Genomic DNA, 14892 nt, shown 5'->3' with positions numbered 1-14892 from the left:
CGCACCCCAGGGATGCAGCTCCGGGAAACAAGCACAAAACAGAAGGCCCTCTCAGCAGTCGATTCAATCTTGTTAAAAGCTCCAACTTCAATCCCACCTGATGATGCTGTCCAGTACCTGGTGCAAGGCACTCCTCCCCCCAAACCATTGCTCAAACCTGAGAGGCCTTCGTAAGAAGTTACTTTCCATAACCTAATTTATCATCCAAAATCGGCTGCCAACCCGCCTCGATGCTCTATTTTGCGGCTATTGGGCCGGACTTGATACATACCTTCACAACTTTTTCAGACCGATGCCCATTTTTCGGGATGTCCCTCAGGAAAAGCTGGGGATCCCTGGCCGTTTGCGGTGGGAACAGCGTAGCAACTGGCCAATAGCTCGGCGGAACGGATTTCTCGATCCGTATGATGCTCCAAAACGCGCCGCAACAGACGTTCTGCTTCCAGCCAAGCAGCCAAAGGCAGGGAATCCTCAGGCAGAGGCAATGTCGAGTTGGGCAGGGATCCCAAGGCACGTAAGGCAGAAGCGGAGACCCAGGCAATTGGGCTGGGCCGCTGGGCCACCCGGCAGGGATCACAGACCAAGCCACCCCATTGGGGGCTGAAAAAAACGCCGTCGACCAACTCCCCTTGACAGAAGTAGCAGGCTTGTACCTGAGGGGCAAACCCTGCCAACGCCAGGAGGTGATACAACCCATGGGTGAGCAAGGGCAGAACGGCCTGTTCCGAAGCAGCCCGCTCGATGCGTTCCAAGTGTTCGACCAACACCACAAACAGCTCTTCCTGGGCTTGATCGGGCAAGGCCAACAGCAAGGCCACCTCCGCCAAATACTGCGCTGCTGTGAGATGGGCTAAGCTGCGGCTGAGACGAGGAAAAGTCTGGAGGGTTTCCGCTTGGACAATGCGCTGTAAACGCTGGGAAGTCTCTGTTTGGGCAGACCAACGCCCCCGCACCATCAGCAAATCGTTGATGACAAAAGGCTCCATCCGCCCGCCCAGCTTGGAAGGCTGCTTACGGGATCCCTTGGCCACCGCCCGGATCAACCCTTGCTCGCGGGTCAAGATGGTTACAATCCGATCCGCCTCTCCCAGTGGGATCCCTTTGAGATTGATGCCCGTAACCCGATAGGTGCGGCCACTCATGGGGTTCCTCTGGCTCGCAGCTCTTGCATCAGCTCCAGCCCCCAAGAGGTGCCGATACGGCTGGCCCCCGCCTGGATCATGGCCTCTGCTTGAGCCACTGTGCGAATGCCGCCCGACGCTTTCACCCCCACTTTACCGCGGCTGAGTTGCCACAACAGTTGCACATCTGCCGGCGTCGCCCCCCCCATCCAGCCGGTGGAGGTCATCAAAAAAGCCGCCCCCGCATCGATACAAATCTCCCCGGCCAGCTTTTTCTCCTCCTCGGTCAGCAGAGCCGTTTCCAAAATGGCCTTGACGCAAACCCCCGTTTCTTCCACCAGTTGGGCAATCTCAGCATGGAGGCGATCCAGCTCCCCCGCCTTGAGCCAAGCCAAGTTGATGCGGACATCCAGCTCCCGGCACCCCTGCTCCACCGCCAGTTGGGCCTCGTAGAGCTTAGCCTCTGCAGTGGTTGTGCCCAGGGGAAACCCCACCACCGTGCTCACCTTGACCGGGGATCCATGCAGCCGCTCCACCACCCGCGGCACGTAGCAAGGAGGAACACAAAAAGTTGGGAAGCCATAGCGCAGGGCGATCTCACACCCCTGGTCAATCTGTTCTGGAGTAACCATCGGCAACAGCAGAGTATGGTCGATGTACTCCGCCAAATTGAGCGAGCTATCCGCTATGCCCTTGCGCTCCAGAGAGAGCATTGGTCGATCCCCCAGCACCCATCTTTACTCTAGCTTCAGTTTTCACCTGCAGGGATCCCCAAAGAGGGCTGAGCCTCTGGCCACAGCCAACCCACCAGGGCATCCCTTCGACCCCACAGTGTCCATTCCCTCGGCACAGCTCACACAGGCTGCTGCCCGATTGCGAGCCCTGATTGACTCGCGGGGGGGCATGGGTTAACTGTACTCAGGCACAAATGCGGGGCAAAGGTGCAGGCGCCGAGGTCACCTGCAGCAATCGGGGGATGCGGCTGCTGTCGTAGATGCGAAATTCTTTTTCCAAGATGGCTTTTTCGTCGCGCACCGCCTGGTTCAATACGATGGATCCCTCTGGATCGGAGACGGAACGGTGAAAAGTGCCGGGAGGAATGCGCAAAATGCCTCGGTTCGCTTCCAGGCGCACAATATGGAAGGGATCCCTCCAGCTAAAATTCACCAGGTAAAACGTCCGTCCGCCCCATAGAGCCAGTAGGTTGTCCTCTTGGTGTGGATGCATATAAAACTGCCAATAGCCCTGCGGATTATTGGGGGGACTGATGGCCGGCCCATCGTGGTAAACCAAATCGCGGGCGTTGGATCGCGCAACCGTGATGTCAAAAAAACGCACGCCGGGAGTATCTCGAAATTGATGGAATGGCAGCAGGGCAAACATGGATCTCGACATAGGGACACTTGACCAACGACAGGAAGATAAAGAGGTTTTCACACTGTTTCCCGCTGTTTCGCAGTGTGAAGGGGAAGCTATGTCGTAGTTTAGTCAGGCGCGGCGGAGGGTTCAAACCTGAGATAGCATCACATCTATGCGCAGATCGAATAGATGGGATCCATGAACATCTCACAACTGCAAACCCTGGTGGCTGTGGTGGAGCGAGGGAATTTCAGCGATGCCGCTCTGCAATTGCACATTTCCCAGTCGGCGGTGAGCCGGGCCATTGCCAGCCTGGAGGAAGAACTGGGGGTGACCCTGTTGGTGCGCGGTCGCTTTGGGGCGCGCCTAACCCCGGTGGGGGAGCGACTGCTGCGCCATGTTCGCAAAATGCTGCAACTGCGGGAACAAATGGATTATGAGGCCAACCTGGAAAAAGGGTTGCGGGGGGGAAATGTGCGAGTTGCCGCTTTTCGCAGTGCTGCAACCCATTTGCTGCCGCCGGTGATCGCCCGCTTCCGCCAACAATTTCCCCAGATTACCCTCACCCTTACAGAGGAAGATCCGGCCACTGTTGAACATCTGTTGCGATCGGGCCAGGTGGATATTGGTCTATTGCCTCTGCCGCGGGCTGGTGAGGATCTACAGACGTGGGAGATTGCCCGCGATGAGTTCATTGTGTTGGTTCCGCTGAGTTTTGGGCCCCTGCCGGAAACCCTGACCTGGGAGGATCTTTCCCGTTTTTCCTACATTCTCTACAACTACGCCGAATGCACCACCGCGGTGCGGAACCACTGGGAAGCCGCTCACCAAACCCTCAAGGTGGCCTACTTGGTGAAGGAAGACTCCACCATTGTGAACATGGTGGCACAGGGTCTGGGGGCTGCCATCTTGCCCCGCTTGGCCGCCATTCCCATTCCCGAAGGGATCCAGATCCGTCGGCTGCCGATCCCACTGGAGCGGGTGATTGGAGCTGCTGTTCTGGCCTCTGCGCTGCATCCGCCTGCAGTATTTGCCTTCCTGGAAGCCTTGCGGGGAAACCCATCCCAGTTGCCAAGTTAACATTGCATCGGGAGTACAAGGCAGCTTTGTTGACACCACGCTCATCCATCCAGTGACGCAAGCATTGGTTGCGGACAAACTGGGCAGGGCCTCATCCAAGGCTTGGTATGGCGCTGGAGCGGCGTTGAGGAGTTTGGCTTCCCTGACCAGCATGGGTTTATTTCATTGCAGGTCTATATCATTGCAGGTCTATAGTCATTTCAAACTAGATTGAGACACCCCCGCTGCTGCCCAAACGTTCCACGCCGCTTCCACAATCACCTTTAGATCCTGTCCCAGAGGGAGAAAGGAGCTAGGAAGCAATGCAACGGAAATGTTTCATTCCTGTTTAAAATGACAACAACAGGGCAAAAACTGTCCTGGAAGGACGGGGCTTTAGACCCAGTTTTTGGGTAACGCAGTGAAAATCGGCGGCCAATGTACGTTGGGGCAAGGCCAGCAGATCCTCCCCCGCCAATTTTTGAAAAGACTTGCCCACCCCAGTTACCTTGCCCTTCAAGTGCGATCACTACTCTATCTCCAATCGCGCCGAGGAGATAGAGTTCTCCAGCCGTTGAAAGGGGTGGCGGGAATTACAACGGTTTTTTGCCCAGACCACTTTCTATCGCCCAGCGGGCCAGTTCTGTGCGGTTGTGCAGGCCGGTTTTGCCCAGCATGTTGCTGACGTGGCTTTCAACGGTGCGCTGGCTCACCCCAAGAACTTCGGCAATCTCGCGGTTGGACAGGCCCCTGGCCACGTACTGGATCACCTTGGTTTCCGTTGGCGTAAGTTCAATTTCCCGATCCAGTTTTATGACCGGCTGAATGCCCACATTCTGCACTTGTAACAGGCGCTCGGTATGTCTGAGAGAAGATTCCACCTGCGCCACCAATTCTTCCGGCTCAAAGGGCTTGACCATGTAAACATCTGCCCCTGTGGTCAGGCCGCGCACCCGGTCTGCCGTTTGCCCACGCGCCGACAGAAAAATCACAGGTATCCAGTCTGTAGCACTGTTGGAGCGAATGGTTTCCACAAAGGTGTAGCCATCCATCTCCGGCATCATCACATCGCAGATGATCAGGTCTGGAGTGAAATGACGCATCGCTTCCAACCCCTCCAGACCGTTGCTCGCCGCCACCACCTCATAACCGCGAAACTCTAGGTAGTCCTTGGCCAGCAGGATCAAGTTCGGATCGTCGTCGATGAGCAACAGTCGCTTTGGGTTGTCCACGGTTTACCTTTTGAGCGCTAAGCTAAAAAGTTTTAGGTGAAGAAATACAGAACCCCTGTTTCCGTGACTTTCACTGTAGGGAAACGACTCTTGAGTACCACCCTTTTGCTTGCTCAATTGGGGAGCAGCCTATGGTAACTGTGCCCTACCTCTAGTCTCTAGGATATCACACATGGAAGAAGTGGAAGTATTCACTTGCGAAATGCTGGCAACAGTATCTCTACGGAATTTAGGAGCCCTGGCTGGTAACCCTATCCCACAAGCCTGGCAGAGCTGGCCTCTGCTCTGAAATCGCAGTGCCCAACACATAACCGCAATCTACCCAAAAATTTGTATCTCGTGTGTCTATATATCACATACCTATATGCTTAAGTACCGATATATCTAACATCTGCTACCTATTCAAGTGCCCGTATGTCTTCTGGCTGGGGTTTCCAGGTAGGCAGGCGGACAGAGCTGGTGGAGAATGGAAGAGAGCCTGCAATCTGACGACAGCCGACATAAGGAGAACGGGTGGAAAAGGGCACACTGGTGGAGTTTCGTTACAATAACGACCGTGTGTTGGCAGTGGTTCAGGGCACTGAGGGTAAGAAGAACCTACTGCTGGGGGTGCCTTCTGGGCAGGTTCATAGTGTTCACCCTCGCCAGATTACCTTTGCTTTGAACGGGGGATCCAGCTTCACGGCTTCCGACATTCCCGGCTTTTGGCAGGCGGTGCAGGCAAAGTTGGATCCCGAAAGTTTGGCGTTGGCCTGGGAACTGGTGCAGGAGGAGCGTCAGCCCCTGAGCTTGGCGGAGATGGCTCGGCTGTTGTTTTCTGATGATTCTCCGGTCTCTACCTATGCCGCCTATCGCCTCTTGAGCGAGGATCGCACCTACTTCAAGCAAAAGGGGGAAAGCTACGAACCCCGCACTCCGGCTCAGGTGAAGGAGATCCTCCATCAAATGGCCGTCGCCCAACAACGGCAGCAGGAACAAGCAGAGTTTGAGGCCCATCTGCGGGAGGCTCTGGCTCATCCCGGCCAAGGGTATCCCTGGACTCCTGCCGAGCGGGCCCGCCTGGAGGTGCTGGAACGCCTGGCCTTACAGGGAGCGGCGGCAGCCATTCGCAGCCACGAGGATCTCTCTTCCAATCTCAACCCGTCGGATCGGGAACGGGCCTCGCAACTGCTGGAGCTGATGGGGTTTCCTGACACTCCGCAGGGGGCTTTTGAAGCTTTGGTGGCCCTGGGCCTGTGGAGCCGCCACGAGAACCTGGCCCTGCGCCTCACCGGGATCCCAACCCAGTTCCCGAAGGCGGTGGAGCGATACACCCAAGCCCTGCTCAGCCAGCCTCCCTCTTTCTGGGATCCCCACCTGCGGCAGGATCTCACCCACCTCCACACCTACACCATCGATGATGCCAGCACCCGCGACATTGACGATGCCCTCAGCGTCGAGTTCTGGTCGGATGACGCGGTGAAGCTCTGGATCCACATTGCCGATCCCAGTTGTTGGGTGCAGTGGGGGGATCCCCTCGATTTGGAAGCCCGCAAGCGTGGCACCAGTGTCTATTTGCCGGAGCGGGTGATCCCGATGTTCCCACCGGAGTTGTCCACCGGCCCGATGAGCTTGGTGCAGGGAGAGGTGCGGCCTGCCCTTAGCTTTGGCATTCTACTGGGATCCGACGGCCAGATCCGGGATTCCGAAATTTGCCTCAGCCAGATCAAAGTCACCTACCGCCTCACCTACGAAGATGCCGATGAAATGTTGGAGTTGGGGGCAGAGGCCCAACTGACAGCCATTGCCCGGGCAGCCCAGTGGCGTTATGCCTGGCGGATGGCTCAAGGGGCAATCCAAATTGGCTTGCCCGAGCAAGATATCAAGGTCATCGACGAGATCCCCCACCTCCGGGTAATCGAGGATACTCCTGCGCGGCAGATGGTGGCGGAAATGATGGTGCTCACCGGCGAGGTGGCGGCTCGCTTCGCCAGCCAAAATGGGATCCCGGTGCCCTATCGTCTGCAGCCGGCTCCCGACTTACCTCCTCCCGAAGTGCTGGATAGGTATCCCCAGGGGCCAGTTCGGTCTTTTGCCATCATGCGCTGTCTATCGCGGGCGGAAGTAGCCACCCAGCCGGGGCGACATACAGGGCTGGGTCTCGATGCCTACTGTCAGGTTACCTCCCCGATTCGGCGCTACCTGGACTTGGTGGCCCACTACCAGATCAAGGCCTTTTTGCGCGGGGATCCCTTGCCGTTGACGGAGGCGGATGTGCAGCAGCTGCTGCTGGGGATTGAGCCGGGCACCGCTGAGGCCAACCAGGTGGAGCGGAAATCCAAGCGCTATTGGAGCATCGAATACCTGCGCCTGCGACCGGGGCAAATTTGGCGGGCTCTGGTCTTGGGCTACCTGCGCGAGCAGGAAAACTTGGTGTTGGCCATGCTGGATGAGATTGCCTTTCGGGTGCCGGTGCGCCTAGAACGCCAGATTCCTCTGGGGGCTTGGATCGAGTTGGAAGTTGTGCAGGCGGATCCCCGTGCGGATGTGATCGAGCTGCGCGAGGTGGGACGAGAGGCGGCCATGGGCGGATAGATGCACCTTAACCTGCTGCTCACCCAATCTGCGCGGATAGCTGATACAACAGAGGGGGAAGTCTCAAAAGTCTGGATCGTGAATTTTCTTTAGGGGGGATCCCATGACTGCACGACCTTCCGGCCCACCTCCAATCGTTTACATTCTTTTGTTCGCGATACTGGGAGGCGGCGGCTGGTATGCCTATCGTTCCGGCCTGTTGGACTCGCTGCTCAATCGCTCCACTCCCACCCAAGCAGGGATCCCGGTCGCCCAGCCCCAAGCCCCAACAGCGCCCAACCCCCCTCAGGCTCAAGCGCCCAATCCGCCCGCCAACGCCGTTAATCTGGATACTTCTCTGCCCAACCCAGCAGTGCTCCAGATGGATGGCAGCGTCACGATGATCCGGCTCGTCTTGGCCCTGAAGGGAGGCTACACCCAGCGCAACCCCGGCATTCCCCTCGCCTATGGGATCCCGGATGGCAAGCCCAATGGATCCAATGCCGGCCTGAAGGCCCTGATGGAAGGTCGCATCCAGATGGCCGCTAGCTCCCGCCCCCTCAATGCCAGCGAAGTGCAGGCGGGTCTACAGGCGATCCCGGTGGCCAAAGATGCCCTGGCGGTGGCGGTGGGGGTGAACAACCCCTACAAAGGAGGACTGACGCTGCAGCAATTGGCCGATATCTTCCAGGGTCGGATCACCAATTGGAGCCAGGTGGGCGGCCCGGATCGGCGGATTCGGGTCCTCAATCGCGCCCCCCAGAGCGGCACCTACAGCGTTTTCCAAGAGCTGGTGTTATTGGGGTCGCCCTTTGCTCCCGATAACCCTCCCTACTTCACCACCGCCACAGAAGATGTCACCACCCCGCTGCTGCGGGCTTTGGGAGAAGATGGCATCACCTACAGCACTGTCGATCAGGTGCAAAACCAGCAAACGGTGCGGATTGTGCCCATCGACGGCCAGATGCCCACCCGTGAGGCCATCCAGAGGGGCAGCTACCCCTTGGCGCGGACTGTGTTTTTGGTGGCACCTCAAAGAACCAGCCCTGTGGTGGCCGATTTCATCAACTACGCGCTCTCGGATCAAGGCCAGCAAATCATTGGCCGCACTGAGTTCATCCCCCTCCGATAGCAACCCAAAAATAGCATCTGAGATAGCCGCCGACAGCAAGCGCAGCGATATCTCTGGACTTTTCCAGAAGACGCCTTCCACCTGCTCCTATTCAAGGCACTTAGTCGTTTCAGGTTAGAGTGAGGCGCCTGAGCTATTGAGAAAAGCCTTTGGCCGCGTGCGTTCAACGTTTTAGGGGTGGGTGCAGCGTCCTAGTTTGAATCCAAATGACCCTAAATGTTAGAGAGGGGGCCCTAATTTTCACCAAAGTTCAATTTTTCAGTTCTCTCGGCGCACAGCGCTCTCATGCCACTTGCCCAACACCCTGTCGGATAGAGCACTTAAGGAAATAAAGATCAGGATCCCCAAGCCGGTGACCAAGATCAAGGCCGCAAACATGCGGGGCACCTGCAGGTTGAAGCTGGAGATCAAGATCTGGTAGGCGATCCCGGCCCGCTGCCCGCCAGTACCAGCGACAAACTCCGCCACCACCGCCCCAATCAAAGAGAGGCCACCGCTGATGCGCAGGCCCCCCATGAAATAGGGCATGGCACTGGGTAGCCGCAAGTAGATCAACGTTTGCCAGCGGTTGGCCTTGTACAGTTGGAACAGGTTGAGCAGGTTGTGATCGACGCTGTTCAGCCCCAGAGTGGTGTTGGAAAGAATCGGGAAAAAAGCCACAATCCAGGCGCACACCACCATCGCAGCAAAGGTGTTGTTGCGCAGCCAAATGATGATCAGCGGGGCGATGGAGACAATGGGCATCGTCTGTAAAATCACCGCATAAGGGAAAAAGCTGCGCTCGATCCATTTGCTCTGGGTGAACACAATCGAGACCAAAAGCCCCGACACTGTGGCAGCCAAAAAGGCCACCACCGTAATTTGCACAGTGATCAACAGGGAAGGAAAAAGCGTTCCCCAGTCGCGGATGAGGGTTTGCACCACCAAAATCGGCCCCGGCAAGAGGTAGTGGGGCACTCCCGTTACCCGCACCGCCACTTCCCAGCCCACCAAGAAGAGGATCCCGACGATAAGGGGGGCAATCACTTCCAGGTTGAACCAACGGCCCAGATTCAACCCCTTTGCAGGCACCCCTGAGCCGGCACTCGGTATGTCTGCCTCATCCGTGGGTTGGGATCCGAGTTTTTCTCCAACTGCGCCGGTCAGCTTGGGCAGAGACCAATCTGGCCAATGGAGAGGCCAGCTCTCCCCCAAGCCAACAACGGATCCCAGCCAACGGCGCCATGGCTCGAGAAGGTGGACAAACGGGTCGAACATATCGTGAAGTTGAGATACGCAATAGAGAGTCAAGGGAGCACTGTCAAGCAAGGGATCCCATCAGCGCAAACGTCCGGCAGAGAGGGGGCGCAAATAGGGGGGATCCTGAGCTGAGCCGTGCATGGCCTCGTGCAGACGGGCCGACACTTCACGGCAGTAGTTGTTGTAAAGGGAAGAGGTGCGAAAGTCTTCCGAGCGGGGATAGGGCGCATCGATGGGAATATCGGCTATCACCCGCCCTGGGCGAGCCGCCATCACCACCACGCGGTTGGACAGGTAGACGGCCTCGTAAATGTTGTGGGTAACAAAGATCACCGTCCAGCGCTTTTCTTGCCACAGCTCCAACAGATCGCTGTTCAACTTGCTGCGGGTGATTTCATCCAAAGCTCCGAAGGGTTCATCCATCAGCAACACTTGGGGCTTGGTTACCAGGGCGCGAGCAATGGAAACCCGCATGCGCATGCCGCCCGATAGCTCGCGGGGAAAACTGCGCTCAAACCCCCGCAGGCCCACCAGTTGCAGAGCTTCCAAGACATCTCGATTGGCTTTTGGCTTGGGCTCACCTGCCAACTTTAAGGGTAGCCCCACATTGTCCATCACCGTCGCCCAAGGCATAAGGGCCGGTTCCTGAAACACAAAGGCCAACTTGGGTTCCCCTTGGGGAGCATCCTTCTCAAGATTTTGCCCCCATTCGATAGAGCCTGTGGTCAGATGCCCCAGACCTGCCACCAACCGTAGCACTGTGCTTTTCCCACAGCCGGATGGCCCCACCAAGCTAACGAACTGCCCTTCTTGGATGGTCATATTCATGTCCTGCAAAGCCACCGTGCCATTGGAATAGACCTTGCTGACATGGTTGAGGGTAATGACAGGGGTGGGCATGGCTGGCAATTCCCGGAGCAGAGGAAGCACACACTTTCAAAATAACCCTCTCTGCCGCCTCTGCTTGGTAGGCGTAACTACAACTCTTTCCCTCAGAACCGGTTTCCAGAGAGTTTCTCACGGAAAGCTTGCGATGACCCAAATCGGAGCAGCAAGTCGGTATGATGTTGCCGACCACCCTCTGGCCAAGGAACACATGGGATCCCAATTTAGACCGGTTGAAGGCGCCGTTACTGCCCCGCGAGGATTTCGAGCCGCTGGAGTGGCCGCTGGCCTCAAGCCCTCAGGAGCTGCGGATCTGGCTTTGATCGTTTCCGAGTGCGATGCGGTTGGGGCAGGCGTTTTTACCACCAATCAGGTCAAAGCAGCCTGTGTTACCTACAACCAAGGGATCCTCGCCCAACAGCAGCCGGTGCGGGCCATCCTCTGCAATGCCGGGCAAGCCAACGCCTGTACCGGAGAAGAAGGAGAGCGCAACAACGCCCAACTGGCCCTCTGGGTGGCAGAACGGTTGGGGATCCCGGCCCATCAGGTGCTCACGGCCTCCACAGGGGTCATCGGGCGACAACTGGAAATGCCGAAAATCCAAGCAGCCCTGCCTGGCCTTATCGACAGCCTCTCTCCAGAGGGGGGGGAGAGCGCCGCCCGCGCCATCATCACCACCGACTTGGTGACCAAAAGCGTTGCCCTGCAAGCTGAGATCGACGGGTACACCGTCAGGGTCGGGGGCATTGCCAAGGGATCCGGCATGATCCACCCCAACTTGGCCACGATGCTGGCTTTTTTAACCTGCGACGCGGCTGTGGATCCCCGCCTGTGGCAGCAGATCCTCAAGCAAGCTGCCGACCTCAGCTTTAACCAAATCACGGTGGATGGGGATACCAGCACCAACGACATGCTCTTGGCCCTGGCCAACGGCCAAAGTGGGATCCCAACCCTGCAAGCCGGCACAGAAGCTGCCCAGACTTTGGCGGAGATGGTCAACCAAGTTTGCATTCATCTGGCCAAGGCCATTGCCCGCGATGGGGAAGGAGCTACCAAGCTGCTGGAAATTCGGGTGTGTGGGGCTGTGGATGATGGGGCAGCCCGGCATATGGCCCGTGTGATCGCCAGCTCTCCCTTGGTGAAGGCGGCAGCTTTTGGCAACGATCCCAACTGGGGACGGGTGGCAGCCGCCGCCGGACGGGCCGGGATCCCCTTCGACAGCCGCCGGTTGGATATCCGTCTGGGGGATTTTCTGCTCATGCAGGCGGGAATGCCCCTGGCTTTCGATCGCAAGGCAGCCTCTGAGTACTTGAAAGGGGATCCGGTGACCTTTACCGTGGATCTCCATCAGGGATCCGGCCAGGGCGTGGCCTGGGGCTGCGATCTCAGCTACGATTACGTGCGCATCAACGCCGAATACACCACCTAACGGGGGATCCCAGCCATGACCACCGAATCGAACGCAAATAACGGCTTTTCCACCGAAGCCCAAGCGGCTTTGGCCAAAGAAGCGAGGCTTTCCCTATCCGGCTGGCAACAATGAGTCGAGGCTTAGCCTTGGTTTCATGCCACCAACATCCGCAACGCACCGGCCCACAACCTGGTGCAACTGGGCATTGGTGGCTGGCAAGTGCCACGGCAAGGGGTGAAGGTGTGCCGGGAGCGGGCCACCCACATCCTCACCGTTACCGACATCACCGAAATGGGCTTGGATGCAGCCGCCGATTTCGCCCTCGAAAAAGCCCTAGACGGCACCGATTGTGTGTACATCAGCTTCGATATCGACTGCATCGATGCCGGCTTTGTACCCGGTACAGGCTGGCCAGAGCCGGGTGGGCTGCTGCCGCGGGAAGCGCTCTACTTGCTCAAGCGCATTGTGCGGGAAGCACCGATCTGTGGCCTGGAGGTGGTGGAAGTCTCTCCCCCCTACGACATTAGCGATATCACAGCTCTAATGGCCACCCGAGTTATTTGCGATACGCTGGCGCATTTGGTGGTATCTGGGCAACTGCCGCGCCGAGAAAAGCCCGCCTACATCCACCCGGAGGCGACGCCAGAAATGGCCGGCGACTGGAGGTAAGAGATGCACGAGACCGACATGACCCGCGCCTTGATCCAAACACTACGTGACTGGTGGCAAAGTCAGCCGGGACAGCCTCAGATCGCTCGGGTGCACCTGGTGGTAGGACAGTTCACCTGTGTAGAGCCGGCCAGCCTAACCTTTGCCTATGCCGCACAAACCCAGGGTACTTTCCTACAGGGATCCCAGTTGGTCATCCGGGAAACGCCGCTCATTGCCTATTGCCATCCCTGCGGCCAAGAATACAAGCCAGAAATAGGCCGGCGCTATGCTTGCCCCAACTGCGGATCCCCGATGGAAGAGATTCGCTCGGGCCGAGAGCTGAAAATTGACTACATCGAAATTGACTAATCGAATGTTCAACAAACTTCACCCCACCGGCGCAACCAGAAGTCGCCTAGGCCGCTCCAAAGCTAAGTCCCAGAAGGACAGCTGCTCCCAAGCTGAGGATGAACATCAAGCCGGCAGGCATTAACGTTCGGGTTTTGCGGTAGCGCAGGGCGAATACGATAGATCCCAGCACTGTCGTCCCCAGGCCCAAGCCCAGCCCCCAGCGGGGATCCACCCCCAGCAGCCCATAGCTGACTCCGCTGAGGGCGGCCCCAACCAGCCCCCCGATGAGAGACTTGGAGCTTTTGCCTTTGCTATAGCCGATTGCTCCGCCCACCAAAAGCAGTGCCCCGTAGACCAGCAAGGTGATTTGTGCGGCCAGCATGATGGGAAAACCTTGTCCTCTCTAGGTTTAATCCACGAGGATATCGCGAATCAAGGGCAAGCGAATGCTGATGTAGCGATTGAGAATTGAGGCATCGACACTGCTGAGGGCGTGTTTTTTCTGACAGGCGCTCAGAAGCAGGTTCACCAAGTCATCGTCACGCTTTGTGAGCCAATCTGGCCTGCCAATCTCGCTGACCAAAGACCAAAACTGGCGTACCATTTCAGGAGTCATGGCATCCATTTTGTGGAGATAGGGGCTGAACTGCAAAAGAATGGTCTAGGCCATCGATTCGATTCTAGAAAAAAGACCTCATCCCCGAGGACAATATTTCAACTCCGTCACAACTTAGGATAAGATGTTATGCTTTCCCACAAAGCTCAGCAAGCAGTGCCCCTTCTGGCTTTGTGAGGATCTTAGGAAGGTAAACTGGCAACTCCTGACATATATCAACATTAGGCGTTAAAAAACGATGATTCCTGTCAAAATCTCGACATCAGCATCAGAAGGTTCACAAGCCCCCTTATCCAAGCTGTAAGACAGGGAATCTGGGCGAGCAGGGGCTAGCGCAAGGCGTACTGTAACCTATAGGCTCCTTCTTCTCGTGGCTTATGGGTGTTGGCCCGCAGGGTATAAGTGCCGGTGCGGGGCAGAAAGGCAATCATCAGAGCATCGGTTCCACCCCCTTGGTCATCATCCCAAGCCCTGACTTCTCCACTGGGATCCAGCAGCTGCAAAAAGGCATCGAAATCGGAGCTGGTCATGGAAGCGATCAGGATCTGGCCGGCGCGGGCGGCAATGGGATATTCGTCCATCCAACTGCCATCCTCGGGATGCTGAAGGGATCCCTCCTGCAGACGGCCCGATAGGCTTTCCTGCCAATCTACCTGGGTGAGGATATAGGTGAGCCGGTAGTTGCCGGTGGATTCCGGCTCAAAGCTGGTGGCCCGCAAGGTGTAGGTGCCTCCCTCCGGCAGACGCACTGCCAACAGGGCATTCACATCCAGGCCAGAGTCATCGTCAAAGCCAATCACCCGCCCTTGACCGTCCACCAGCTCCAGATAAGCATCAAAATCTTCGCTCTCTAGGGCCGCAATCAAAATCTGTCCCGGCTCAGCGGTGACGGGGATCCCATCCCAAAAGCTGCCGTACTGGCGACTGACTTGATCTCCCGCCTCCAGCGCTCCCGTCACGGTTTGGCTGCCTCTCCACAGAGCAGAACGGGTCAGCGCAGATCCCACCGGCAAGCCTCTCTCTCCCACCCGATCCAGCAGCCGACAGCCGCCGGCCAACCCCAATGCCACCAGAGCCAGAGCCAAACGGGATCCCCAACGGCGAGGAGATGCGCAAGAACGATACCAGCTCAACATCGGAAGGGATCCCTAAAGAATGGCAACTGTAGACTGATCCTACCCCCTGATTGATTGAGCGAAAAGTTGGTCAGCTAGAAATCGCAGGAGCCCCGCACTGTACCCGTAGGGTCAGTGCCGGGAGGAATGCGGAAGTCACAATAGAAC

At 57.5% G+C, this 14892-nt stretch carries 14 protein-coding genes and 1 pseudogene; 6 read left to right on the top strand and 9 right to left on the bottom strand.

The features are described 5' to 3' along the window. Positions 1–284: 284 nt before the first annotated feature. The 3 genes from recO to NW834_RS01560 all read right to left on the bottom strand — a co-directional run bounded on the left by recO (position 285) and on the right by NW834_RS01560 (position 2504). Positions 285–1142: a DNA repair protein RecO gene (gene recO, locus NW834_RS01570; protein ID WP_414413209.1), complete on the bottom strand. Its 858-nt coding sequence runs from the start codon at positions 1140–1142 to the stop codon at positions 285–287. Then, positions 1139–1834, bottom strand: a complete 696-nt coding sequence (gene deoC, locus NW834_RS01565; protein ID WP_414407456.1) for a deoxyribose-phosphate aldolase — start codon at positions 1832–1834, stop codon at positions 1139–1141. Before deoC ends, recO begins: the two co-directional genes overlap by 4 nt. A 205-nt stretch (positions 1835–2039) precedes the next feature. After that, complete coding sequence (locus tag NW834_RS01560; RefSeq protein WP_414343843.1) at positions 2040–2504, bottom strand: redox protein; 465 nt, start codon at positions 2502–2504, stop codon at positions 2040–2042. Positions 2505–2678: 174 nt separating this feature from the next. Here NW834_RS01560 and NW834_RS01555 point away from each other — a divergent pair, with 174 nt between their 5' ends. Further along, positions 2679–3560 carry a LysR family transcriptional regulator gene (locus NW834_RS01555; protein ID WP_011434114.1) on the top strand — a complete coding sequence of 294 codons (882 nt, stop codon included), beginning with the start codon at positions 2679–2681 and terminating at the stop codon, positions 3558–3560. Positions 3561–4132: 572 nt separating this feature from the next. Here the strand turns inward: NW834_RS01555 and NW834_RS01550 are convergent. After that, positions 4133–4771 (bottom strand): response regulator transcription factor, encoded by a 639-nt coding sequence (locus NW834_RS01550; protein ID WP_414329571.1) that lies wholly within the window; start codon positions 4769–4771, stop codon positions 4133–4135. 513 nt (positions 4772–5284) lie between these two features. Between NW834_RS01550 and NW834_RS01545 the strand changes: the two genes are divergently transcribed. Beyond that, the gene (locus NW834_RS01545; protein WP_414426201.1) at positions 5285–7345 is read left to right on the top strand and encodes a ribonuclease catalytic domain-containing protein; all 2061 of its coding nucleotides are present in this window, start codon (positions 5285–5287) and stop codon (positions 7343–7345) included. Positions 7346–7448: 103 nt separating this feature from the next. Next, positions 7449–8456 (top strand): phosphate ABC transporter substrate-binding protein, encoded by a 1008-nt coding sequence (locus NW834_RS01540; protein WP_414426200.1) that lies wholly within the window; start codon positions 7449–7451, stop codon positions 8454–8456. Positions 8457–8714: 258 nt separating this feature from the next. Here NW834_RS01540 and NW834_RS01535 read toward each other — a convergent pair whose 3' ends face one another. After that, positions 8715–9713, bottom strand: coding sequence for an ABC transporter permease (locus tag NW834_RS01535; RefSeq protein WP_414418531.1), 999 nt, complete (start codon positions 9711–9713; stop codon positions 8715–8717). A gap of 60 nt (positions 9714–9773) precedes the next feature. Further along, entirely contained in the window at positions 9774–10595 is an 822-nt protein-coding gene (locus NW834_RS01530; RefSeq protein WP_414389998.1) for an ABC transporter ATP-binding protein, read from the bottom strand. A 196-nt stretch (positions 10596–10791) separates the two neighbouring features. On the opposite strand from NW834_RS01530, the gene argJ reads away from it, so the two are divergent. The 3 genes and pseudogenes from argJ to hypA all read left to right on the top strand — a co-directional run bounded on the left by argJ (position 10792) and on the right by hypA (position 13011). Next, a complete protein-coding gene (argJ, locus tag NW834_RS01525) occupies positions 10792–12009 on the top strand; it encodes a bifunctional glutamate N-acetyltransferase/amino-acid acetyltransferase ArgJ (protein ID WP_414416247.1) in 1218 nt (405 codons plus the stop codon). Between the two features lie 126 nt (positions 12010–12135). Next, positions 12136–12660: pseudogene (locus tag NW834_RS01520) on the top strand (arginase family protein); the annotation flags it as partial. A gap of 3 nt (positions 12661–12663) precedes the next feature. Next, positions 12664–13011: a hydrogenase maturation nickel metallochaperone HypA gene (gene hypA / locus NW834_RS01515; protein ID WP_414418532.1), complete on the top strand. Its 348-nt coding sequence runs from the start codon at positions 12664–12666 to the stop codon at positions 13009–13011. Between the two features lie 46 nt (positions 13012–13057). Here the strand turns inward: hypA and NW834_RS01510 are convergent, their stop codons facing one another. The 3 genes from NW834_RS01510 to NW834_RS01500 all read right to left on the bottom strand — a co-directional run bounded on the left by NW834_RS01510 (position 13058) and on the right by NW834_RS01500 (position 14745). Next, positions 13058–13375 carry a TMEM14 family protein gene (locus NW834_RS01510; RefSeq protein WP_011434105.1) on the bottom strand — a complete coding sequence of 106 codons (318 nt, stop codon included), beginning with the start codon at positions 13373–13375 and terminating at the stop codon, positions 13058–13060. A gap of 27 nt (positions 13376–13402) precedes the next feature. Further along, positions 13403–13609 (bottom strand): hypothetical protein, encoded by a 207-nt coding sequence (locus NW834_RS01505; protein WP_238376795.1) that lies wholly within the window; start codon positions 13607–13609, stop codon positions 13403–13405. Positions 13610–13938: 329 nt separating this feature from the next. Then, positions 13939–14745 carry a PPC domain-containing protein gene (locus tag NW834_RS01500; protein ID WP_414418533.1) on the bottom strand — a complete coding sequence of 269 codons (807 nt, stop codon included), beginning with the start codon at positions 14743–14745 and terminating at the stop codon, positions 13939–13941. Positions 14746–14892 lie beyond the last annotated feature (147 nt).

The sequence above is a fragment of the Synechococcus sp. R60.1 genome, assembly GCF_047461835.1.
Taxonomy (GTDB): Bacteria; Cyanobacteriota; Cyanobacteriia; order Thermostichales; family Thermostichaceae; genus Thermostichus.
This window is presented reverse-complemented; position numbering and strand designations above follow the sequence as displayed.

Coding starts and splice junctions, on each gene's coding strand:
- recO (WP_414413209.1), bottom strand. CDS start 1,142: ATGAGTGGCCGCACCTATCGGGTTACGGGCATCAATCTCAAAGGGATC.
- deoC (WP_414407456.1), bottom strand. CDS start 1,834: ATGCTCTCTCTGGAGCGCAAGGGCATAGCGGATAGCTCGCTCAATTTG.
- NW834_RS01560 (WP_414343843.1), bottom strand. CDS start 2,504: ATGTTTGCCCTGCTGCCATTCCATCAATTTCGAGATACTCCCGGCGTG.
- NW834_RS01555 (WP_011434114.1), top strand. CDS start 2,679: ATGAACATCTCACAACTGCAAACCCTGGTGGCTGTGGTGGAGCGAGGG.
- NW834_RS01540 (WP_414426200.1), top strand. CDS start 7,449: ATGACTGCACGACCTTCCGGCCCACCTCCAATCGTTTACATTCTTTTG.
- NW834_RS01535 (WP_414418531.1), bottom strand. CDS start 9,713: ATGTTCGACCCGTTTGTCCACCTTCTCGAGCCATGGCGCCGTTGGCTG.
- NW834_RS01530 (WP_414389998.1), bottom strand. CDS start 10,595: ATGCCCACCCCTGTCATTACCCTCAACCATGTCAGCAAGGTCTATTCC.
- argJ (WP_414416247.1), top strand. CDS start 10,792: ATGGGATCCCAATTTAGACCGGTTGAAGGCGCCGTTACTGCCCCGCGA.
- hypA (WP_414418532.1), top strand. CDS start 12,664: ATGCACGAGACCGACATGACCCGCGCCTTGATCCAAACACTACGTGAC.
- NW834_RS01510 (WP_011434105.1), bottom strand. CDS start 13,375: ATGCTGGCCGCACAAATCACCTTGCTGGTCTACGGGGCACTGCTTTTG.
- NW834_RS01505 (WP_238376795.1), bottom strand. CDS start 13,609: ATGACTCCTGAAATGGTACGCCAGTTTTGGTCTTTGGTCAGCGAGATT.
- NW834_RS01500 (WP_414418533.1), bottom strand. CDS start 14,745: ATGTTGAGCTGGTATCGTTCTTGCGCATCTCCTCGCCGTTGGGGATCC.